This window comes from Methylocapsa sp. S129 (genome assembly GCF_009765995.1).
GTDB lineage: Bacteria > Pseudomonadota > Alphaproteobacteria > Rhizobiales > Beijerinckiaceae > Roseiarcus.
The window spans coordinates 70,768-92,279 of record NZ_LMUI01000016.1; the positions used below are offsets into that span (position 1 = coordinate 70,768).

The window sequence follows — 21,512 nt, forward strand, 5'->3', positions numbered from 1 at the left end:
ACGAGCCGGGAGAAAGCCATGTGCGTTGCATGTTATGTCGACGAGGCGATGAAAGCGAAGATCGTCGCCTACAACGCCGAGTTTCATAAGGTCTCCAAGAGCCCTTATGGGAAAGACGATGAGATCGGCATGCTGAACCTCATTGATGCGCGCTCGCGCTCGGCGATCCTGAGCCGCGCCGACGCCTCAAAGGTGTTTGATCTGTCCGTCGATCATTTCGTCGGCATGCCCGGCTGGTTCGGCGCGGGCGACCAGCCTTATCAGATATGGATGACGCATACGCCGGCCGGCGAAATCGTCGACAACAGCATGGGGGTGAGCCTGGAGGCCAACCAACTCGTCGGCTATTCCGGCGATAGCATCTCGATGTACACCCATTGCGGGACGCACATCGATACGTTCAACCACTTCGGTTACAACGGCCAAATATTCAATGAATTTAGCGCCAAAGAACATCTAGGCAGCCGGGTGTGGGACAGGTGTGGGGCGGAAAAGCACCCGCCGATCTTCGCACGCGGCGTGTTGCTGGATGTCGCCGCCCTGCATGGCGTTCCCACCTTGCCGCCGAGCCACGCGATCGGCGAAGAAGACCTGAAGGGGTGCCTGAAGCGGCAGAGCCTCGCGCTCAAACCGGGCGACGTGGTGCTGATCCATACCGGACAAATGAAGCTCTGGCCCGACATCGCCTTCGTCGCCAATACGCCGGGCCTCAATCGGCAGGGCGCCGAATTCCTGGCCAAGAACGGCGCAATCATGATCGGCGCCGACAACCTGACGCTGGAGCAGACGCCGTCCGCGGAGCCGGTGAATTTCTTCCCGGTCCACACTTATCTCTTGGCCGAGGCGGGCGTTCCAATTCTGGAGATGGCCTATCTCGACGAATTGGTTGAGGAGCGCGTCTACGAGTTCGCCTTCTTCGGGGCGTGCATCAAGCTGCGTGGAGCGACGGGCGCTCCGATGCGCCCCGTCGCCATGCCGCTGACGAACTAGAGAGTTCGGCGGGACACGTGACCCCTAATGTCGTTTCCGCAAACCCGTTGTCCGCCCAAGCCACGACCGGGCGATGAGTTCAACTCTGGTTGGAGATCATGCAGCCGCTGCTCACCCTTAACGGGATCGAACGACGTTACGGCGATGTCGCGGCGTTGGACGGCGTCAGCTTTTCGGTGGCGCCTGGCGCCTATGTGGCGCTTCTGGGACCCAGCGGGTCTGGCAAGACAACGCTCCTGCGCGTCATCGCGGGCTTCGAGCAGCCGGACGCCGGCCATGTCGTTTTTGACGGACGTCGCATCCGCGATATTCCCACGCATCGGCGCGGCATCGGCATCGTCTTCCAGAATTTCGCGCTGTTTCCGCACCTGACAGTGGAGAAGAACGTGTCGTTTGGCCTGCTGAACCGGGAGAGCGAGACGAATATGGATCGCCGGGCGATCGATGCGAAGGTCCGCGACATGATTGCCCTCGTCGGCCTGAAAGGCCTCGAAAGTCGGGATATGCATCAAATTTCGGGCGGGCAGCGCCAGCGTGTGGCCCTCGCGCGAACGCTGGTGACCGAGCCTCGGCTTGTGCTGCTCGACGAGCCGCTCGGCGCCCTCGACGCCAATCTTCGAGCGCGGATGCGGGACGAGCTGCGCAGCCTGCACGACCGCTTGGGCGTTACTTTCTTGCATGTGACCGGGAGCGAAGCCGAAGCGTTGGCGATGGGCGATACGATCATCGTTCTTGACCGGGGGCGGATCGCTCAGGTCGACCTTGCCGAATCGATCTACAATCATCCCGCATCGCCGCAGGTCGCCCGTCTTCTCAATTGCTACAATCTCTTCGAAGGGGCAGTCGAGGGCCGCGAATTCGTGAGCAGCGTGGGGCGCTTCCCGCTTGACGGCGCGCGAGCTCCAGGGCGCCCGGGCAAGGCCAGCGCCTACGCCATCCGTCATGACCGGATCGCCGTACGCCCCGTCGATAGGCCTATTTCCCCCGATGAAGCGGGCCTCGCCGCGACTTTCGTGGCCAGCGAGTACAGCGGCTCATCCGTACTTTCCTTCTTCGCGACGGCGGGAGGGCAAGTCATCGAGGTGGAGGATCACCTCAGTCTCCGCGAGCCGCCGAACTATGCGCAGAAGCAAGGCTACGCTCTCGCGTGGGAGCCGCGCGATGCGCTGGTTTTTGCGTGATGGTCGCCACGAGAGACGAGAGTGAGATGACCACGACAACGACGACGATTGCGGCTGAGAATGCCCATGTTGATCCCCCGCCAAGAAATAACGGCGCCCGAGTCGCTTATTGGCTGATCGCTCCTGGCGTCGTCTGGATGGGGCTGTTCCTCGTCCTTCCGATGCTCATGATCGTCTACGTCTCCTTCTGGACGCAAACCACATTCAAGATCGAGCCGATACTGACGACAAAGAGCTGGGTCACGTTCTTCGCCAGCGACACCTATCTTGGCGCCCTTGGAACCACCGTCAGGATCTGGCTCACAGTTCTCGCCACGACCCTCCTCGTGGGATATCCGAGCGCTCTATTCGTCGGCCTGTTCGTCAAGAACAAGACGATCCAGACGGTGCTTCTGACGCTTTGCGTCATTCCGTTCTGGACCTCCTTCCTGATCCGCGTGCTGGCGTGGCGGCCGATGCTGGGCAAGGAAGGGGCGATCAATCTCATCCTGATGAAGTTCGGAATCATCACTCAGCCGATCGAGGCGCTGCTGTTTTCCGACCTTTCCGTTGTGATCGGCATGACGCAGATCTATTGCGTGTTCATGGTCGGGCCGATCGCCTTCATGCTCGCGCGCATCGACCCCAACATCATCGAGGCGGCGCGCGATCTTGGCGCAGGCTTTTGGCGCATCTTCCGCACCATCATTCTTCCCCTGTCGATGCCGGGCGTGGTGGTCGGCGCGATCTTCGTCTCAGTCATGGTGCTGGGCGAATTCGCCACTTCGGCTGCGCTGTCGGGGCGCAAGGTCAACCTTCTCGGCAACATCATCGTCACCCAGGTCGGCTCGCTGAAATGGGCGTTCGCGGCCGTCGCCGGCGTGATTCTCACCATCGTCATCGGCGCTGTCGTCGCTGGGCTCTTGCGCATCGTCGATCTGCGTAACGAACTTTGAGGGAGCCGTCATGCAATCCGCTGTCATGAAGCCCGCGCTCGCCCTCTACACGACGCTGTTCCTCGTCTTCCTCTACGCGCCTTTCGCGATTCTGGCCATTTTGTCGTTCCAGACCGGGCCCGAGGGCGGACCGCAGTTTCCGATCATCGAATGGTCGAGCTATTGGTACCAGCATCTTTTCGGCTTGGCGCCCCCCTCCCGCGTTGCGCCGTTGCCGATCGGCGAGAGCCTGTTTCGCTCGATGACGCTGGCTTTCATGACGATGATCGTCTCGACCGTCCTCGGCGTGATGTCGGCGCAGGCCTTTCGTAGCCGGTTCAAAGGGTCAGGGATTGTCTTCTACCTGATCGTATTGGGGATGATGGTTCCAGGCGTCCTGGTCGGCCTCGGCATGGCGCTGGTGGCGAATTTTTTCGGCATCGACCGTCACTGGTGGAGCACGGCCTTCGTATTACACGTGGTCTATACCTTTCCCTTTGCCTTCCTGGTGATGCTGGCGATCTTCAACCGGTTCGACAAGAGCGTCGAAGAAGCGTCCTGGTCACTGGGCGTCTCACCTGCACGCACATTCCGGAAGGTGACGTTCCCTCTGATCTTCCCCGGCGTCCTCTCGGCGATGCTATTCGCCTTCACGTTGTCCTACGACGAGTTCTCTCGCACGCTCTTCGCTTCCGGCCGCGATCTCACCTTGCCGCTGGCGATCTACGGCACATTCGCCGTTGAGATCCACCCGAACGTCTTCGCCTTCGGCGTGCTGACGACGCTGTTCTCCTTCGCTTTGCTGGGCGTCTACGCCATCCTGATGAGTCTTTCCGTCCGACGCGCGCGGCGCATCGCGATTCAGGAGGAATGAGGACGACGACACACGAGGATTTGCGGTTCCATTCCGAGCCGCCGCTGGACCCTGCCGCCCGAAGGGTGCGCCGACATGAAGTGGGCACGAGCACAAACATCAGCAACCAGAGGTGAACCATGTCTGACAAAACGGAAGTAACACGCCGATCCCTGCTGAAGGCCTCGGCAGGCGCAATGGCGTTGACGCTGGGGGGCGGCACGCCGTTCCTGTCGTCCAGCCAGGCCTATGCGAAGGCTTCATCGCTCGCGAGCGAGCAACTCCGCACGATCGGCCTGTCCGTGACTGTGCAGGAACGCATTCTCGCCGATTTCAAGGCCGCGTCGGGCGTCGGCGCGACTTCGGGCACGGCGGCGACGACGCCAGACGGTCAGACCAAGATTTTGTCGGGGTCCTCGGACTATGATTGCTGGGAGCCGACCGCCGAGCGGCTGCCCGCCGTCGTGATGACCAAGAGCATTTCGCCAATTCCCACGAGCGCGATCAAGAACTGGTCCGCGATCCGCGACACCTTCACCACGCCTAATCCAAAGTGGGGCCCGAAAGCGCAGATCACCGGACAGATATGGGCCGATGCGAGTCGGACGGAACTTTGGATGGCGCCGGCGGTCTATAATTACGACTCTGTCGGCTACAACCCGGATGTCCTGTCCGCGGAAGAAGCCAATAGCTGGACGGCGATCTTCGACCCCAAATGGAAAGGCAAATCCGGCCTCAACACCGATCCGCTGACCGCTCTTGGCCAGGCTTTCATGGCGATGAATACGCTCGGCCTGTCGAACGTCAAGAACCCGGCCAATCCTTCAGCCGCGGAGATCGACGAAGCGGTGAAGTTCATTGTCTCGAAGAAGAAGGGCGGTCAATTCCGAGCGCTGTGGGGCGATTTCGGCGAACTCGTCAATCTCCTGGTGTCGGGAGAAATGGTGGTTTGCGACGCCTGGCAGCCCGCCGTGATGGCGGTGAAGGCGCAGGGGAAGGCTTGCAAATACGCCGTCCCGAAGGAGGGTTATCGCGGATGGGCGATCGGTCCGACCCTGATCGCCAGCAGCCCCAACAAGGAAGCCGTGTTCGCCTATGCCGACTACTGGCTTTCCGGGCCGCCGGGGGTCGCCGTCTCCGAGCAGGGCTATTATTCGCCGTCCACCAACATCAAGAAGGCGATGTCGCCTGAGAAATATGCTTTCTGGTACGAAGGCAAGCCGTGGGTCGGCGCGACCGAGCGCGGCATCAAGGAAGGCGACCTGCGCGACGGCGGTTCGCTTGAGGAACGCGCGTCGAAGGTCGCCTACTGGCACCAATGGCCGGATGAGTACGACCATCTGATCCAGAAGTGGGATGAATTCCTCAGCGCCTGACGCGGGCTTCGGCGCCGGACGGGGGAGGTCTCCGTCCGGCGCCATTGGCAGAAATATCGGGAGAACAGGCGTGCAGAGCGATCTCGAACTGATCAAGGTGGGCAAAGTCTACGACAACGGCACACCGGCGGTCGTCGACTTCGATCTGACGGTGGCGAGAGGCGAATTCATTGCGTTTCTCGGTCCGTCTGGCTGCGGAAAGACCACGACGCTGCGGATGATCGGCGGCTTTGAGGCGATATCGGCGGGCGACATCCGGATCCGCGGTCAGCGCATCAATGATTTGCCGCCGGAACGGCGGCCGACGTCGATGATCTTTCAAAGTTATGCGCTTTTCCCTCACATGACGGTGCGCCGCAACATCAGCTACGGACTGGAAGTGAAGCGCGTGCCGAAGGTCGAGCGCGACGCCAAAGTCGATCGCATGCTCGCGACGCTCGGCCTTGAGGACATAGCCGACCGACGCGTCAACAATCTGTCAGGCGGCCAGCGCCAACGCATCGCCTTGGCGCGAGGACTGGTGGTGGAGCCCGAGATTCTGCTCCTTGACGAGCCTTTGGGCGCCCTCGATGCAAATTTGCGCAGGACCATCCAGAACGAACTCAAAATCCTTCAGAAGACGCTGGGCATAACATTCGTCTTTGTAACCCATGCGCAATCAGAGGCGCTGTCGCTGTCGGACCGCGTCGTCGTCATGAATCAGGGGCGGATCGAACAGGTCAGCACGCCGCTTGCGCTCTATACGCGGCCAGCAACTCTGTTCGTCGCCCAGTTCATCGGCAACAACATCATCTTCGATGGCGCCGTGACGATGACCCAGGGGACGAACGTCCGCGTCAAGACCCCGCTTGGGTTGCTGACGGGTTCAGCAAATGAAAACTTCGAAGCAGGTCGATTGGCCAAGATCATTGTTCCGACCGAGGCCGTGCAATTGCACCAGGCGAATAAGCGAGATGAGGTGCTTGTTCGAAATGATGGGAATGCGATCTCCGCTGTTGTCGGCCGTTCAAGCGTCGTCGGCCATGTCCAACGTCTGTCGGTCGACCTTCCCACCGGTCGCGCGCTCTCGCTCGAAGCGCATGTCGACAAATATCCTGGCGACCAATTCCAGCGCGGCGGAGAGGTGCTGCTCACCTGGCCGGCCGCCGCGGCGACGGTCATCGCCGCCTGATGGCGCGCTTTTCACGATGCACATGGGGTCTCAGGCCATGAACGGACAATATCCGATTCTCGTAACGGGCGCCGCTGGCCTCGTCGGACGAGCGGTGTTGCGGCGGCTGACGGCGCTGAAACAGGCCTTTGTCGCGATCGACCGGATTGCAGTCCATGTCGACGGCGCCTTGGTCGCAGCGGCCGACCTAACCGATGGCCATCGCTTGCATGCTCTCGTTCGACGTCAACCATTGGCTGGAATCATTCACTGCGGCGCGATTTCCGGGCCAATGCTTGGCAAGGACAACCCATTCTCGATCGTCGAAACGAATATTGTGGGAACGGCCAATCTTCTCGAAATTGCCCGAATCCACGCCATTCCCCGTTTCGTCTTCTGCTCATCATGCAGCGTATATGGATCGCCCGGCAACGTTCCGATAACAGAGCACGCGCCGCTGCGGCCGACCTCAGTCTATGGCGCAAGCAAAGTGGCCGGAGAGCAATTGGTGGCCGCCTATTCGGCCGAACATCGACTGGATGGCGTGAGCTTGCGCTTGTCCTGGGTCTACGGGCCGGAACGCACGACCGACTGCCTTCTTCGGGATATGGTCAGAGCCGCGATCGCCGAACGTCCTTTTTCACGGCCCTGGGGCAAAGGATTTCCTCGCCAGTACATCCACGCCGACGACGCTGCGGTAGCCCTTGTCGCCGCTCTTGGGACCTCGTCTCTCCCACGCACGGAATACGCCATCACAGGAGATCGCGTAGATACGTTAGATGAGGTCGCCGAATTGGTTCGGTCCGTGTTTCCGAAATCCATCATCAGCCTGGGAAGCGGCGTCGATCCTCTTGACGATCTGCAAGGCCGCATCGACATCCGCGCCGCCAGGAGAGACCTGGGTTTTGCCCCGGTTGTCGACCTGCGAGATGGGATCCAAGGCTTGGCGGAAAGGCTGTCGAGCGCGCCACCTTAAACCGGTTCGGGCAAAGCGCGTCTTTCATGCAAGAACGGCCGCGCGCTTCTGGTCGTTATGCCCGCAACGAACGAGGAGACGGCGGCGGTTGTGCGCGTGCGTGCGACGACCGCATTCCAATCGCGCTGCAAGGCGGCAATTTCGACGTTCCTTGTCAGTCTTCTCCGCCGAATTTGCCAATATGCAAATCTGTTTCCAAAATGCCCGCGGCTGCGAGCAAGAACTTATCGGCGTGCCAGCGCCCCGCCATCTGCAAGCCAATCGGCAGACCCGTCCGAGTGCGTCCGCAGGGAAGCGCAATGGCGGGATGCCCGGTCAGGTTCAGCGGGAAAGCATAGGGATACCAGCCGCCGCGCAGCGATCCTGCGGGCGCGCCGTTAATGAGCACGGGCCCGTCGGGCAATTGATCGCCGAGCGGCAGCGGCGGCGCGGTAAGCGCAGGCGAGACGATCAGATCGAAGCGCTGAAACAATTGCTGCAGTTTGCGGAACATGTCGGTGCGCGCAAATCCCGCCTGCTGCAATGCGACCGCGCTATGCCGCATTCCCTTCTCGACGGTGATGATCAGATGAGGGTCGAGCCGATCGCCGAAGCGCTCGAGATGCGGAGCGACGCGGGAGGCGACGCCGGACTCCAGGATCACCAGGAACGAAGGCTCCATGGAGACGAAATCGAGCGCGATCTCCTCGACGATCGCTCCAAGCGCCTCCATTCGCCGTACAGCCGCCTTCGTCGCGGCCTCGACTTCAGAGTCCAGTTTGTGATTCCCGCAACGCGGCAGCCAGGCGATCTTGACCCCCGCAAGGCTCTGGGGCGCACGCTGGGGATCGGGCGCCGCCTGGCCATAGGGATCACGCTTGTCCGGTCCGGCCAGCACATCGAACAAGAGGTTTACATCCGCGACATCGCGCGCCATAGGGCCGACATAGGAATTGGCCGAGAACAGATCGGGGGGCTGAAGGTTCGGGATCGCGCCGAGCGTCGCCTTCAGGCCAACAATCCCGCAACAGGCGGCGGGAATGCGGATCGATCCGCCGCCGTCGGTTCCAAGGGCCAACGGACCCATGCCGGAGGCGACGGCGACGGCGGCGCCGCCGCTGGACGCGCCGCAGGTCACGGTCGGATCGATCGGGTTGAGCGTGCGGCCGAAGATCGGCGCGTCCGTCGATTGCTTGTGACCAAATTCCGGCGTCGTCGTCTTGCCGATGAGAATGGCGCCCGCCGCCTTGGCGCGGGCGACGGCGATGGCGTCCTCCGTCGGCACGAAATTTTCGAAGATCGCCGAGCCCATTGTCGTTCGCACGCCAGCGGTATTGGTCAGATCCTTCACGGAATAGGGAACGCCGTGCAGCGAGGGCAGGGGGTCGCCAGCCATCACTTGCTGTTCCGCGACTTTTGCGGCCGCGAGCGCCGCGTCCGCAGTGACAGTGATAAAGGCGTTGAGTTCGGCGCGCTGGGCGATGCGATCGAGCGCCGCCCGCACCGCCTCTATCGGCGACACCTTCCGGTTGCGGATCGCTTGCGCGAGTTCGACCGCTTTCATATCCGCGATAGCGCTCATGGGGCTGCTCCTTTTGTTCGAAAGATCGGCGCCGTCACAGCATCCACCGTCCGCCGTCGATCAGAATGGTCTGGCCGGTCACAAAACGCGCCTCCGCGCTGGCGAGATAGGCGACCAGTCCGGCGACGTCTTCCGGTTCGGCGATGAAGCCGGCTGGCGTCCCCTTTCGAAGCCGATCCAGAATTTCCGGCGCGATGCGGTCGTGCGCGCGTGTGCGAACGGCGCCTGGCGCAACTGCATTGACCGTGACGCCGTCGGCGGCAAGTTCGCGCGCCAATGCGCGCGTGAAGCCGATGAGCCCCATTTTCGCCGTCGCATAATCGGCAAGCCCGGCGTCGCCTGCAAAGGCGGCGTCGCTCGACATGTTGACGATGCGCCCGGACCGCCTCGCTTTCATGCCGGGAGCGACCAGACGCGACAGGCGCAAGGTGACGAGCAGGGAGATTTCCAGAACGAAGCGCCAGACCTCTTGGTCGGAATCAACAAAAGCGCCGCCTCTCTCTCGCGCGCTCTGTCCGACATTGTTGACGAGAATGTCGATCGGCCCCAGTTTCTGCTCCGCCGTCGCAACGAACCGCCGCAACACATCGTCCTGCGTGCAGTCGCCGGCCATCGTCAGGCAAGACGCCTTGGGCAAACCGGAAAATTCCTTCAGGAGCGCCGCTTCCTCAAGATCGATGACGGCGATACGGGCGCCTTCGGCGGCGAGCCGATGCGCCACCGCCGCCCCGATGCCATTGGCGGCGCCCGTGATCATGGCGATCCGCCCATCGAACCGGCGCATGGTCAATGGAAACTCCGTCCGCCATCGGCCGCCAGAGCAATCCCCGTCACATAACTCGACGCAGCGCTGGTAAGAAACAAGATGCAACTCGCCATCTCTTCGGGATCAGCGATGCGGCGCAAAGCATAGCGATCCCGAATCTCAGACCGCACGGCTTCGGCGTCGGAGGCGTCGTGGAAACTGGACCGGAACAGCTCCGTTTCCACAGCGCCAGGGCAGATCGCGTTGACGCGGATAGATCGCTGCGCAAGTTCGACAGCCATCGCCTTGGCGAACATCACGAGGCCAGCTTTCGAGGCGCAATAGGCGGTGCGATCGGGCAGGGGGCGCAGACCGGCCGCCGAAGATACGAGTACGATCGTGCCGCCTTCGGGGGCAAAGTCGCGCAGCGCCGCGCGGCAGACACGCATGGCTCCCGTCAGGTTGACGTCGAGGATGCGCTCCCAATCTTCGTCGCGCGTTTCCGCGACATTGGCCAGGAGATCGACGCCGGCGCAATAGATGATTCCATCGATCGCCCCCATCCGCCCAGCCGCCGCTTTCACGGCCGCGTCGACCTCTTGGGCGTTGCGGACATCGGCTTGCAGCGCAATTGTCGGCGCGCCGCCGCCGGTCCACGGATCGCGATCCAGAACGGCTGTTTGCGCTCCGGCGTCCAGGCATTGGCGGACCGTAGCGAGGCCGATGCCCGCGGCGCCGCCAACGATGAGAAGGCGTCGTCCCTGCAGCGCCTTCATCGCGGCGCCTTCAGACGCGGCCGTATTTGATCGCTCATCTCGTCACAACGCCCCATCCAGACATTGGCGTGATCGCGGGCGTGCTTGATCAGCCCTTCGAGCACCACGAGTCGTGAAGGTTGGCCGATGATTTCGGGATGCATGCCGACCATCATCATCCGATCTTCATGATAGAGGACGTCGAATTCGGTCTTCCAGGATTCGAGAACGGAGGACGGCGGATGCATCGTTCGTCCTGGCAACACGATCGAATATTGGAAGAAGGGCGCGTCATCCAGAACCCAACGGAACGGTAGCTCGACGATATCGGTCGTCTCCCCGTCTATCTCCAGGAGATAGGGCGAATCGTCGTCGAAGAAGTTCGAGGAATAATCGAAGCCGTATTCCTTCATCAGGCCAAGGCTGATCGGGCTGAACTCGGCGGCGGGAGAGCGGTAGCCGCGCGGCGCCTGGCCGGTTGCCCGCTTGATCGCGTCAAATCCCTTCTGCATCTCCTCCCGCTCTTGCTCGGGGGTGAGATTGACGATCCATGCATGAGTGTGGCTGTGGTGGGCAATCTCATGCCCGTCCTTCAACAGCGCCTCCACGACTTGCGGACGCTGCTCGACGATGATTCCGGGGATGAAGAAGGTTGCGCGGACTTCATAGCGGCGCAGCAATTCCATCACGCGCCAGACGCCGACCTTCCAGCCATAGGCGCCCTGTGACATGAGAATCGGCCGTTTGGCGTAATTGGGGTCGCGCGCGGTCCACATCGTCTCGGCATCGAGATCGAATGTTAGGAACAAAGGAAATCCGCGATCGGTCAGAGACATCTGATGGTCCTCATATAATACGGCGAACGCCAGCCATGCGTTCGACCATGACAAGCAGGATTAATGTGGCGACGATCAGCAGGGTCGAGACGGCGGCGATCGAGGGATCGACGCCAAGATCGATCGCGCTGAAAATGGTGACCGGCAGCGTCGCCTGGCCGGGCGGCAACAGGAACACCGTAACCGGCACTTCATCGAAAGAGGTAATCAGCGCGAATACGAAACCCGCCAGCAGCGACGCTCTTATGCCAGGCAAGACGACGAGGCCGAACGCCGACAGCCTCGTTGCGCCGAGGACGCGGGCGGCCTCCTCAAGCGACGGATCGAAGCCCGCGAGTCCCGCCAACGCCGTGCGCACGACATAAGGCGTCACGATGACGACATGGGCGAGCACGAGCATGACGAAATTGCCGCGCAATCCCATCATGCTGACATATTGAAGCAAGGCCACGCCGATCACGACTGCCGGAAAAATCAGCGGCGACAGGACCAGCGCGGAGATCGCCTCGCTGAACGGCAGCCAGCGGTGATGCAGGGCGTAACAGGCGGGAATAGCAAGCAGCACTGCGAGGATAGTCGAGGCGATCGCGAGCTCCAGACTGAAGCCGATGGCCTGGAGATAATTGGGATCTTGCAACACTTGCGCAAACCAGCGCAGCGTCACGCCTTGGGGAGGCACGGTGAGATAGGCGGTGGCGCTGACGGAGGCGAGCGCGACGACGAGCACGGGCAGCATCAGGAAGGCCAGGATCAAGCCCGCGACGATCTTGAGCGTGAGGGGAAGAGGGCCATCTCTCATTGCGCGGCCGTCCAGCGTCTTGTCAGCAAGCCGGCGCCAGCCACAATGAGAAGGGCGATCAGGGTCAGCACGAAGGCCAGCGCGGCGCCGGACGGCCAGTCGAGATCGCTCAGGAATTCGTCATAGATAACGGTCGCCATCACCTTATAAGCCGGACCGCCGAGCAGCCGCGGCGTCACGAGCGCGCTGATTGTCAGCACGAAGACCAGCACGGAGCCGGCGAACATGCCGGGCGCGGTCAGCGGCAAGGTGACGAGGAAGAATGTCTTCATCGGCCCCGCGCCAAGCGTCGCCGAGGCGGCTTCCGCGTCTTTTGGCAGCGCCTGCAAGGCGGCGACCAGCACCAGCACCATGAACGGCAGATAGATATGGGTCAGCCCGATGATCAATCCCGTGAGATTGAACATGAGATGCAGCGGCGCATGGATCAAGCCAAGCGTCATCAGCAGATTGTTGAGGAGGCCGTGATTGGCCAGAAGCGACATCCAGCCGAACGAGCGCACCACGAGGTTGAGCAGCAGCGGGAACACCACCAGCACCGTCAGCCAACTGCGCGCTGCGCCCGTCGAACGCGCCACCACATAGGCGAGGGGATAGCCGACAACGAGGCAGACCAGGGTCACCAGCGCGCCCATCGTGAAGGTGCGGGCCAGCACTTCGTGGAAATAGGGATCTGTGGCGATCTGGGTGTAGTTTTCGAGCGTCCAGCCGGGCGCGGCGGCGGCTCCCGCCCCATAGTGGCGAAAGCTTGTCGGCAGCATCATCGCGATGGGCGCCACGAAGACGGCGAGCAGCACGAGGCCGAGCGGCGTGATCAGCAGAAAACCGAGTGGGCGCCGCGTCTCCATGATCACCCTGCCTGCGCGGGAGGCGCGATGAAGACCGATTGCGGATCGATGAGGATGCGGACGCGTTCGCCGACGCCGAATGCGGCTTCCGGCGCGCCGGTGCTGCATTCCGACACGAGCTCGACGCCGCCTTGCAACCGTACGACGCGCTGAACCTGCGCGCCCGAGAAGGAGCGCAAAACCACATCGCCGTCGATTCCATCGCCCTGAGCCGAAACAGCCTCCAACCGGATTGCGTGATGCCGGATGATGACATCAACGACGGCGCCGACCGCCAAGCCGCGCGACGCGCTGCGCAACGATGTTCCATCGCTCAGCCGCAATTGCGCGCCGCTGGCGTCGACGGCCTCTATGAGGGCGCGCAATCGGTTGGAGCGCCCGATGAAGCCAGCGACGAAACCGTTGGCGGGGCTATGATAAATTTCTTCCGGCGCGCCGACTTGCTGCACGAGGCCGTTGTTGAGAACGCAGACTCGATCGGAGAGCGAGAGCGCTTCGGATTGGTCATGCGTGACGAACAGGCTGGTGATTCCAAGCTCGCGCTGCAGTCGCTTGATCTCGATCTGCATCTCGTCGCGCAAAAGCGCGTCGAGATTGGAAAGCGGCTCGTCGAGAAGAAGAATCTGCGGGCGCGGCGCGACGGCGCGGGCCAAGGCGACGCGTTGCTGTTGCCCACCAGAGAGCTGACGTGGAAGGCGCGCGGCGACATGGCCAAGCCGGACAAGGTCGAGCGTCTCGCCGACCCGACGCTTTAAGTCGTCGCCGCGCAGGCCCTGCCGGCGCAGGCCGAAGGCCACATTGTCGAAGACCGAAAGATGCGGGAACAATGCATAGGACTGGAAGACCAAGCCAAGCCGACGGCGATGCGGCGGCAGCGGCGTTACGTCGGCGCCGTTGATGAGCACGGCGCCGGAAGTCGGCGTGATCAGCCCGGCGACCATGCGGAGCACGGTCGTCTTGCCGCAGCCCGAAGGGCCAAGCAGCGACACGAATTCCCCTGATGCGACGGCAAGGTCGATGCCGGCGACGACGGGAAGATCGTGATAGCGTTTCGTCAATCGCCGAAGGGCGAGTTCAACCATGGCCGCTGCATCCCAGGGATATCAGGCTTGCTGCGTTCAGTGCGCGACCTCACGCTGCCAGCGATGAGTCCATTCCACGAGATGACTGGCGACCGCCTGCGGATCGGGAAAATAAAGATTTTTGTAGGCGTCGCCGGTCGCCACGATCTTTTTGATCTTGTCGCTCAAATTCACCTTCATATTGACCGGCGCGGCGTATTGCCGTTCGGAAAAGCAGCCTTGCCCTGCTTCCGACAGAACGGCGTCGACATATCTGAGCGCCAGATCGAGGTTGGGGGCGCCCTTGGGGATCACCAGAACGGGCTTGATGCCGACCGCGCCTTCTTTGGGATAGGCGACGGCCAGATCGAGACCCTTGTCGATCTGCGCGCCCGTGCGATCGGGATACCAGGGGGCCATGACGATATCCCCGCGTTGAAACAGGGAGACCAATTGATCGGCCTGAGTGTAGAAAGTGACGGAATTTTCCGCGAGTTCCTTCAGCGCCGCGAAGCCCGCATCCATATTGTCCAGCGTGCCGCCACGCATCTTGTTGATCGCCATGAGAAACTGGACGCCGGAAGTTCCCGTGATATCGCCGAGCGCGATGCGGCCTTTATATCTAGAGTCGAACAAATCGTTCCACGAAGTTGGCGGGGGATTGACGATCTTCGGATTGTAAGTGATCGCCGTTGCCGATACTTCGAATGCGACATAACTGTTGGCGGGACCGAACGCCGTTTTGTCGAGATCGGGATAGCTCGTCAGCTTGCTGACGTCGATGGGCGCGAGCAGCCCTTCATTGTTGAGCTGCGTGGCGAGCGAATTGTCCATATAGGCGACGTCATAAGTCGGGTGGCCGCCCATCGCGCGGATTGCCGCCGCGTGCTGAACGGAATTGCCTAGCTGCGTAATGACTTTCGCGCCTGTCGCCTTTTCGAACGGCGCGATGTTGCACGTCTTCGTATCGTCAGCGAAGACCCCGCCAAAAGTCGCGACAACGACTTGTTGCGCTTGTCCGGCGGACGTGACCGCGGCAGCCGTCCATATCGTCGCGAGGGCGAGGCCCAGGTGGAAAACTCTCATGTCGCGCCTCCCAAGTTTGCGTCACGCAGGGCGCTAGTCTAGATGACTTTCAAAAATCTTTCAAGAAAGGTAAATTGCCTTTTTTATAGCTTATCTGCCACGAATCTGTCCATAGAGAGGGCGGAGAGATCAGAATGAAACCAGGCAAGCGGCTTCCACAAAGCGACAATGAACGCGATGATGTCGCGGCGACGCCGGCTTTCGACCTCGTCGGCCGCGGGATGGCGCAATGGCGGCGTCAGCGCCCGGACATCGACGGCTCGGGCAAGGCGGTGGTGGGCAGGATTCTAGCGCTGCAGGACATTATTCTCCGCACGGTCAATGCCGCGTTGGCGCGGCATGGTTTGCGCTATCCGGTATATGCCGTGCTGGCGACGTTGCGGGTCGCGGGAGAGCCTTATCGCATGTCGCCTTCGCGCCTGCAGGCGACGATGCTGTTCACCTCGGGCGGCATTTCCAATCTGCTGCGGCGCGTCGAGGAGCAAGGCTATGTTCGCCGTTTCGCCGACCCTGCCGACGGGCGCGGCATCCTCGTCGAACTGACCGACAAGGGTTTCGCGGCAGCCGAAGCGGCGATGGCCGATCATGCGGATGCGGAACGGCGCCTGTGTGCGATGTTCGGCGAGCAGGAGCGAGAGACTCTGTCGACGCTTCTGAGCCGCATGATCTTGCTGAACGCGTCTGGCGGCGATTTCGGCGGCGCTCGATAGCGGATTTCTAAAACGCGGCGCCCGCCTCTTCGTCTCCCCGCGTTTAAGCGGTTCCGTTTTCGCAACCCCTTATATCGCCTCAATGCGATCGCGGAACGGAAATCCGCGATCACAATACCCGATACACATTCATGGGCGAAGGCTAAATTGCATCCGTCCAAAGTCAGCGTAATAACGCCGTTCAGTCCTCGAACTGCGTGACGAGCTTCGTGTTGAAGAACGCCTCAAGCGCTTCAGCGCCGCCCTCGCTGCCAAAACCCGAGTCCTTGATTCCGCCGAACGGGATTTCGGGCAGACCAAGGCCAAGATGGTTGATCGAAACCATGCCGCTTTCGATGGCGCCGCCGAGTTTGTTCATTGTCCTGGCCGACTTCGTATAGGCATAGGCGGCCAAGCCATAGTCGAGCCGGTTGGCCTCCGTCACGGCCTCCTCGTAATCGTCAAAACGGTTGATGATCGCGAGTGGGCCGAATGGTTCTTCATTCATGGTCCGCGCGCTGTTCGGGACGTCGGCGAGCACGGTCGGCTCGAAGAAGAATCCCTTGTTGCCGATGCGTTTGCCGCCCGCGCACAGCTTGGCGCCATGGGAAAGCGCGTCGGCGACGAAAGCCTCCATCGCCTCGACGCGTCGCAGATGCGCGAGGGGGCCCATCGTCGTTTCGGGGTCGAGCCCGTCGCCGACCTTGATCGCCTTGGCGGCATCGACGAATTTTTCCAGGAACGGCGCATAGGCTTTCTCCTGCACGAGGAAGCGCGTCGGCGCGACGCAGATTTGACCAGCGTTGCGGTATTTGCCGCTGGCGAGTTGCTTGACCGCCGCGTCAAGATCCGCGTCGTCAAAGACCAGCGCCGGCGCGTGGCCGCCAAGCTCCATCGTGATGCGCTTCATATGCTCACCGGCGAGCATAGCCAGCCGCTTGCCGACCGCTGTCGAGCCGGTGAAACTCACCTTGCGGATGACCGGATTCGGGATGAGATGCTCCGAAATCTCCGAGGGAACGCCGAATACGAGATTGATGACGCCGGACGGAACGCCGCCGTCCGCGAAGGCGCGCACCAATTCGGCGCAGGACGCCGGCGTCTCCTCGGGGCCTTTGATGATAATGACGCATCCGGCAGCCAACGCGGCGGCAATCTTTCGCACAGCCTGATTGATCGGAAAATTCCAGGGCGTGAAGGCGGCGACCGGTCCCACCGGCGTCTTCACGACCATTTGACGGACGCCATCGGCCCGCGCAGGCACGAGACGGCCATAGGCGCGCCGTCCCTCTTCAGCGCACCAATCGATGATATCGGCGCCGTTGAGCGTTTCCAGCTTGGACTGTGCAAGGGGCTTGCCCTGCTCGATGGTCATAATCTCGGCAATCGCATCGGCGCGGGCGCGTAAAACTTCCGCGGACTTGCGCATGATCTTGTAACGCTCAAAGGCCGAGATTTTGCTCCAGGTCTTAAAGGCGCGGTCGGCGGCGGCGAGCGCATGGTCGAGGTCGGCGCGCGTGGCTTTCGCAACGACGCCAATGCGATCGCCTGTCGCCGGATTGAGAACATCGATCGCCGCCCCGGCGCCCGCCACGCTCCATGAGCCGTCGATGAACAGGGAAACGTCTGGATAGATCATGGGCCTGCCTCTTGCATAGGTTTGGGTGAGCCAATTCTGCGTTTCGTAGAACTGTCGCGCAGCAGCGCGATATAATCTCATCCGCTGCTCACGTCCAATAAATCACATCGCGGCGCCGATTTGCGGATGCGCCTCATGCCCGCTGCGCGGAATACATCCCGGTGGTGCGAAAATCGGACGGGCTAATCGCGAAAGTTCTGCGGAAGACTTTGGCGAAGTAATTCGGGTCATCGAAGCCGCAGGCGCTCGAGATGGCCTTGACGCTGAGTTGGCCCGTGACGAGCAGACGCGCCGCGCGCTGCATACGCTCGCGCAGGACGAATTCCGACGGGGAGATTCCTTCGATCTGCGTGAACAGACGGCTGAAATGCGCCCGGCTAAACCCTGCGACGTCGGCGAGGTCCTGAACCTCTAGCGGTCTATCGAGATGGTTGCGTATGTGCGCGGCGGCGCGTCCGATCGCCGCGTGGCGATGGTCGCCGGCGCTGAATTCTTGCCTGGCGAGAAGATCGTCGAAGAGAGCCATGGTGGCGGCATAGGCGGCGCTGGAGGCGCGCCCGGCTTCGAGAGGGCTGTCCGTCAAATCAAGGCTCGTTTGCGCAAGCCGTTCGATCGTGTCGGGTCGCAGACGGAACACCGGTCCAGCTTCGGAAAGGATCGAGCGATGGAGCCGCAGCGCTTCCTGGCCGCTCATGGCGATCCAGAAGAACGACCAGGTTTCGCCCTCTTCGACCCAATAGCGATGCGAATGCGGAATTGTCACGAGCATCGTTTCTCCCGCCTGGATCCGATAGGTCAAGCGCTCGTATTTCAAATGACCGGCGCCGGATGTGGTGTGCTGGAGGACGGAGAAGGGCGTGTGGCCGCGCTTGCGCCCGTTCCAGTCGTAGGAGGCGCCTGTCGCGATCTCATAGCCGGTGCTGGTCGGCATGACATGCAGGCGATCGCGTCGCCGAGGCAGGGAAATCGCGCAGCGAAAAGGCCCTCGCTCAACCAGACTCGTGAGCACAGAATTACCCATAAGAGCACCAATGTCCTCTAGCCACCCAAAGCAAGGGTGATCATAGATCGAAAACTTTCAATAGCTTGATCGTCGGATGTTAGAAAGTGGGAGCAAATGGGCCGGTTCGCTCGTTTGTGTCGCGTTTTTCGATCCTCGCGCAGCCCCGGAGAGCGGAATCAATGGCTTCCATGAAAATTGCGATCATCGGCGCGGGCAGCGTCGGATTTACCCGCACCCTCGTGCGCGACATCCTCTGCGTGCCGGAGCTTCGTGAGGTCGAATTCGCCCTGACCGATATGAACGCCCACAATCTGACAATGATCCGCAAGATTTTGGACCGGATCGTCGAGGTCAACAAACTGCCGACCCGCATCAGCGCGACGACTGACCGGCGCGCCGCGCTGGAGGGCGCGCGTTATGTCATCAATTGCGTCCGGGTCGGTGGGCTCGAAGCCTTCGCCGACGACATACGCATCCCGCTGCAATATGGCGTCGATCAGTGCGTCGGCGACACAATCTGCGCCGGCGGCATTCTCTACGGCCAGCGCTCGATTCCAGCGATCCTCGATTTCTGCAAAGACATCCGCGAGGTCGCGGAGCCTGGCGCACGCCTTTTGAACTACGCCAACCCGATGGCGATGAACACCTGGGCGGCGATCGACCACGGCGGGGTTGAGACGATCGGGCTCTGCCATGGCGTGCAGCACGGCTGGCGCCAGATCGCCGAGGTTCTCGGCGCCGAAAATCCCCAGGAGGTCGAATATATCTGCTCGGGCATCAACCACCAGACCTGGTATATCGACATCCGCTACAAGGGGCGGCGCATCGGCCGGGACGAATTGGTCGAAGCCTACGAGCGCCACCCTGTTTATGCCAAACAGGAAAAGGTGCGAATCGACGTCCTCAAAAGATTTGGCGTCTACTCGACCGAGAGCAACGGCCATTTATCGGAATATTTGCCGTGGTACCGCAAACGTCCGGACGAGATCACGCGCTGGATCGATATGTCCGATTGGATCCATGGCGAGACCGGCGGCTATCTCAGGGTCTGCACGGAAGGCCGCAACTGGTTCGAGGAAGAATTCCCGCGTTTTCTGAGCGATGCCGAAAAGCCCGTCGATCCGGCGCGGCGCACCACGGAACATGCGAGCTATATCATCGAGGCTCTTGAAACCGGCCGGGTCTATCGCGGCCATTTCAATGTCAAAAACAAAGGGCTGATTACCAATTTGCCTGACGACGCGATTGTTGAGACGACAGGCTTCGTTGACCGTTTCGGGCTCAATATGAGGGCGGGCCTCACCCTTCCGGACGCCTGCGCTGCGCCCTGCATCGCCTCGATCAACGTTCAACGCATGGCGGTGAAGGCCGCGGTCGCCGGCGACGTCGATCTGCTCAAGCTTGCAATGCTCAACGACCCGTTGGTCGGGGCCGTCTGCACGCCCGATGAGGTCTGGCAGATGGCGGATGAAATGCTCGTCGCGCAGGCGCAGTGGCTTCCGCAATACGCCCACGCTATCGATGGCGCAAAGGCGCGCTTGCTCAAGAAACAGGTCCCCAAGAGCGATTGGCAGGGCGCCGCGCGTCTTCCGGTGCGCTCGATCGAAGAGATGCGCGCCGCGCGCAATCGCGAAAAAGGGGGCGTCTCGCCCGACCAACAAGTCGTGGCCTGATAGGAGCCGGCGACGGCGCAGACCGGGTCCGCGCTCCGGATAATAAATAAACAACTCAAGGGGAGAAACATCATGAGATTGTTGAAAATCGGATTGCTTGTTGGCGCGCTGATGACGCCGCTTCTTGCAAGCGCGGTTCGCGCCGAGCCCGTCACGCTCGATTTCTGGGTGGCGTGGGATCCGACGCAAGCCGACGCCAAAGCGGCGATCGGGCAGATCGCGGATTTTGAGAAGTCGCATCCCAATATCAAGATCAAGACTCAGACGATCGCTTTCGACGCGCTGCACGATAAGCTGACGGCCTCGGTCGCCGCCGGTCAGGCGCCCGATCTGAGCTGGGGTCTCGTCGAATGGCTCGGCGAACTGAACCGCATGAACGCGCTCGCCGACCTCACCCCCTATGCGGCGAAATGGCCCGAGCGCGACAAGATCTATCCCAACGCGCTGCAGGCGCTGACCATCGACGGCAAGCTCCTGGCCCTGCCGAATTATCTTGGCCTGCGCGGATTGCTCTATCACGAGGATCAGCTCAAGCAGGCCGGCGTCGCCGCGCCGCCCAAGACCTGGGCCGAGTTGCTGGACGCCGCGCAGAAGATCAAACAGACGACCGGGAAATTCGGGTTCGGCATCGCCGGGCGCGGCGTACGCTCGCCGCAGGAACTTCTGATGTATTTGGCGCAGAACGACGCCGAGATCGCCAAACGCCAGCCGGACGGAAAATACAAGAACGATTGGGCGGAAAATTCCGACGAAATGAAGCGCGTCACAGAAGTTTTCGCGCTCTATCGCCAATTGCTCGACAAGGGCGCGATGCCGCCGCAAGCCGCCGGTTGGGGCTGGGAAGAGGAGGACACCAATTTCTCGCTCGGCCAATACGCCATGGTCATCGACGGCGCCTGGATGAGCGGCCGCGCCCAGCAGAATCCGGTGCAGATGAAGGATGTGCGCGTCGTTCCGCCGCCGGCCGGCCTGAAACCCGCGACCTTCTTCGAAATCAATCCGTTCTTCGTGTATAAGGGCAAACATCCCGAAGAGACTTGGGAATTTGCCTCCTTCATGCTCAGCCATGCGTTCCAGGGCGCCGTCAACCCCAACCGCTCGCCGCGCATGGATGTGGAAGGCGACGAAATCTGGGGCAAGCCGTTCACTTCGCTGACGCCGATCGGCGTTTCCTTTCCGCCTGTGGCGCTGGGATCGATCACGCGGGATATGGAGGAATCAATCGGCCGCGTTCTGCTTAAAAACGAAGATCCCGCCTCGGTTGCGGCATGGCTCGGCAAGGCTGTGAACAAGAGTCTGCGTCAGACCGGGGAAATTTCCTCACAGTGACGCAGCGTTCTATAGAACGAGGCCCGGCAGGCGGCGACGCCTTCCGGG

General features: G+C 61.7%; 20 protein-coding genes. 10 read left to right on the forward strand and 10 right to left on the reverse strand.

Going from position 1 to position 21,512, the window contains the following annotated elements:
• Window positions 1-18: 18 nt before the first annotated feature.
• From GSQ90_RS09615 to GSQ90_RS09645, 7 genes are all read left to right on the forward strand, one after another.
• Window positions 19-990, forward strand: a complete 972-nt coding sequence (locus tag GSQ90_RS09615) for a cyclase family protein (RefSeq protein WP_158814618.1) — start codon at window positions 19-21, stop codon at window positions 988-990.
• Window positions 991-1,088: 98 nt separating this feature from the next.
• Window positions 1,089-2,171: an ABC transporter ATP-binding protein gene (locus tag GSQ90_RS09620; RefSeq protein WP_158814619.1), complete on the forward strand. Its 1,083-nt coding sequence runs from the start codon at window positions 1,089-1,091 to the stop codon at window positions 2,169-2,171.
• 26 nt (window positions 2,172-2,197) lie between these two features.
• Window positions 2,198-3,106, forward strand: a complete 909-nt coding sequence (locus GSQ90_RS09625) for an ABC transporter permease (RefSeq protein WP_158814620.1) — start codon at window positions 2,198-2,200, stop codon at window positions 3,104-3,106.
• A gap of 10 nt (window positions 3,107-3,116) precedes the next feature.
• Entirely contained in the window at window positions 3,117-3,959 is an 843-nt protein-coding gene (locus tag GSQ90_RS09630) for an ABC transporter permease (RefSeq protein ID WP_158814621.1), read from the forward strand.
• 119 nt (window positions 3,960-4,078) lie between these two features.
• Window positions 4,079-5,314 carry a PotD/PotF family extracellular solute-binding protein gene (locus GSQ90_RS09635; protein ID WP_158814622.1) on the forward strand — a complete coding sequence of 412 codons (1,236 nt, stop codon included), beginning with the start codon at window positions 4,079-4,081 and terminating at the stop codon, window positions 5,312-5,314.
• A 70-nt stretch (window positions 5,315-5,384) separates the two neighbouring features.
• Window positions 5,385-6,485 (forward strand): ABC transporter ATP-binding protein, encoded by a 1,101-nt coding sequence (locus GSQ90_RS09640; RefSeq protein ID WP_158814623.1) that lies wholly within the window; start codon window positions 5,385-5,387, stop codon window positions 6,483-6,485.
• 37 nt (window positions 6,486-6,522) lie between these two features.
• Complete coding sequence (locus GSQ90_RS09645) at window positions 6,523-7,440, forward strand: NAD(P)-dependent oxidoreductase (protein ID WP_158814624.1); 918 nt, start codon at window positions 6,523-6,525, stop codon at window positions 7,438-7,440.
• Window positions 7,441-7,594: 154 nt separating this feature from the next.
• On the opposite strand, the gene GSQ90_RS09650 is transcribed toward GSQ90_RS09645, so the two are convergent.
• Genes GSQ90_RS09650 through GSQ90_RS09685 form a run of 8 tightly spaced genes read right to left on the reverse strand, consistent with a single transcriptional unit; the run spans window position 7,595 to window position 15,131 of the window.
• Window positions 7,595-9,001 carry an amidase gene (locus tag GSQ90_RS09650; RefSeq protein ID WP_158814625.1) on the reverse strand — a complete coding sequence of 469 codons (1,407 nt, stop codon included), beginning with the start codon at window positions 8,999-9,001 and terminating at the stop codon, window positions 7,595-7,597.
• Window positions 9,002-9,035: 34 nt separating this feature from the next.
• Window positions 9,036-9,785 (reverse strand): SDR family NAD(P)-dependent oxidoreductase, encoded by a 750-nt coding sequence (locus tag GSQ90_RS09655; protein WP_158814626.1) that lies wholly within the window; start codon window positions 9,783-9,785, stop codon window positions 9,036-9,038.
• A 2-nt stretch (window positions 9,786-9,787) separates the two neighbouring features.
• Entirely contained in the window at window positions 9,788-10,522 is a 735-nt protein-coding gene (locus GSQ90_RS09660) for an SDR family NAD(P)-dependent oxidoreductase (RefSeq protein WP_158814627.1), read from the reverse strand.
• Entirely contained in the window at window positions 10,519-11,337 is an 819-nt protein-coding gene (locus GSQ90_RS09665; protein WP_158814628.1) for a polysaccharide deacetylase, read from the reverse strand. Before GSQ90_RS09665 ends, GSQ90_RS09660 begins: the two co-directional genes overlap by 4 nt.
• Before the next feature lie 10 nt (window positions 11,338-11,347).
• On the reverse strand, window positions 11,348-12,136 hold the full coding sequence (locus GSQ90_RS09670) for an ABC transporter permease (protein WP_158814629.1): 789 nt from the start codon (window positions 12,134-12,136) through the stop codon (window positions 11,348-11,350).
• Window positions 12,133-12,984: an ABC transporter permease gene (locus GSQ90_RS09675; protein ID WP_158814630.1), complete on the reverse strand. Its 852-nt coding sequence runs from the start codon at window positions 12,982-12,984 to the stop codon at window positions 12,133-12,135. The genes GSQ90_RS09670 and GSQ90_RS09675 overlap by 4 nt, the downstream gene beginning before the upstream one ends.
• 2 nt (window positions 12,985-12,986) lie before the next feature.
• Entirely contained in the window at window positions 12,987-14,066 is a 1,080-nt protein-coding gene (locus tag GSQ90_RS09680; RefSeq protein WP_158814631.1) for an ABC transporter ATP-binding protein, read from the reverse strand.
• A gap of 36 nt (window positions 14,067-14,102) precedes the next feature.
• On the reverse strand, window positions 14,103-15,131 hold the full coding sequence (locus tag GSQ90_RS09685; protein ID WP_158814632.1) for an ABC transporter substrate-binding protein: 1,029 nt from the start codon (window positions 15,129-15,131) through the stop codon (window positions 14,103-14,105).
• Window positions 15,132-15,265: 134 nt separating this feature from the next.
• On the opposite strand from GSQ90_RS09685, the gene GSQ90_RS09690 reads away from it, so the two are divergent.
• Window positions 15,266-15,841: a MarR family winged helix-turn-helix transcriptional regulator gene (locus GSQ90_RS09690; protein ID WP_158814633.1), complete on the forward strand. Its 576-nt coding sequence runs from the start codon at window positions 15,266-15,268 to the stop codon at window positions 15,839-15,841.
• Window positions 15,842-16,022: 181 nt separating this feature from the next.
• On the opposite strand, the gene GSQ90_RS09695 is transcribed toward GSQ90_RS09690, so the two are convergent.
• Window positions 16,023-17,459 carry an NAD-dependent succinate-semialdehyde dehydrogenase gene (locus GSQ90_RS09695; RefSeq protein WP_210254871.1) on the reverse strand — a complete coding sequence of 479 codons (1,437 nt, stop codon included), beginning with the start codon at window positions 17,457-17,459 and terminating at the stop codon, window positions 16,023-16,025.
• A gap of 133 nt (window positions 17,460-17,592) precedes the next feature.
• On the reverse strand, window positions 17,593-18,390 hold the full coding sequence (locus GSQ90_RS09700; protein ID WP_246731501.1) for an AraC family transcriptional regulator: 798 nt from the start codon (window positions 18,388-18,390) through the stop codon (window positions 17,593-17,595).
• Window positions 18,391-18,641: 251 nt separating this feature from the next.
• On the opposite strand from GSQ90_RS09700, the gene GSQ90_RS09705 reads away from it, so the two are divergent.
• Together GSQ90_RS09705 and GSQ90_RS09710 are read left to right on the forward strand one after the other, a co-directional pair.
• Window positions 18,642-20,135: an alpha-glucosidase/alpha-galactosidase gene (locus GSQ90_RS09705; protein WP_158814635.1), complete on the forward strand. Its 1,494-nt coding sequence runs from the start codon at window positions 18,642-18,644 to the stop codon at window positions 20,133-20,135.
• Between the two features lie 72 nt (window positions 20,136-20,207).
• A complete protein-coding gene (locus tag GSQ90_RS09710; protein ID WP_158814636.1) occupies window positions 20,208-21,464 on the forward strand; it encodes an ABC transporter substrate-binding protein in 1,257 nt (418 codons plus the stop codon).
• Window positions 21,465-21,512: the final 48 nt, after the last annotated feature.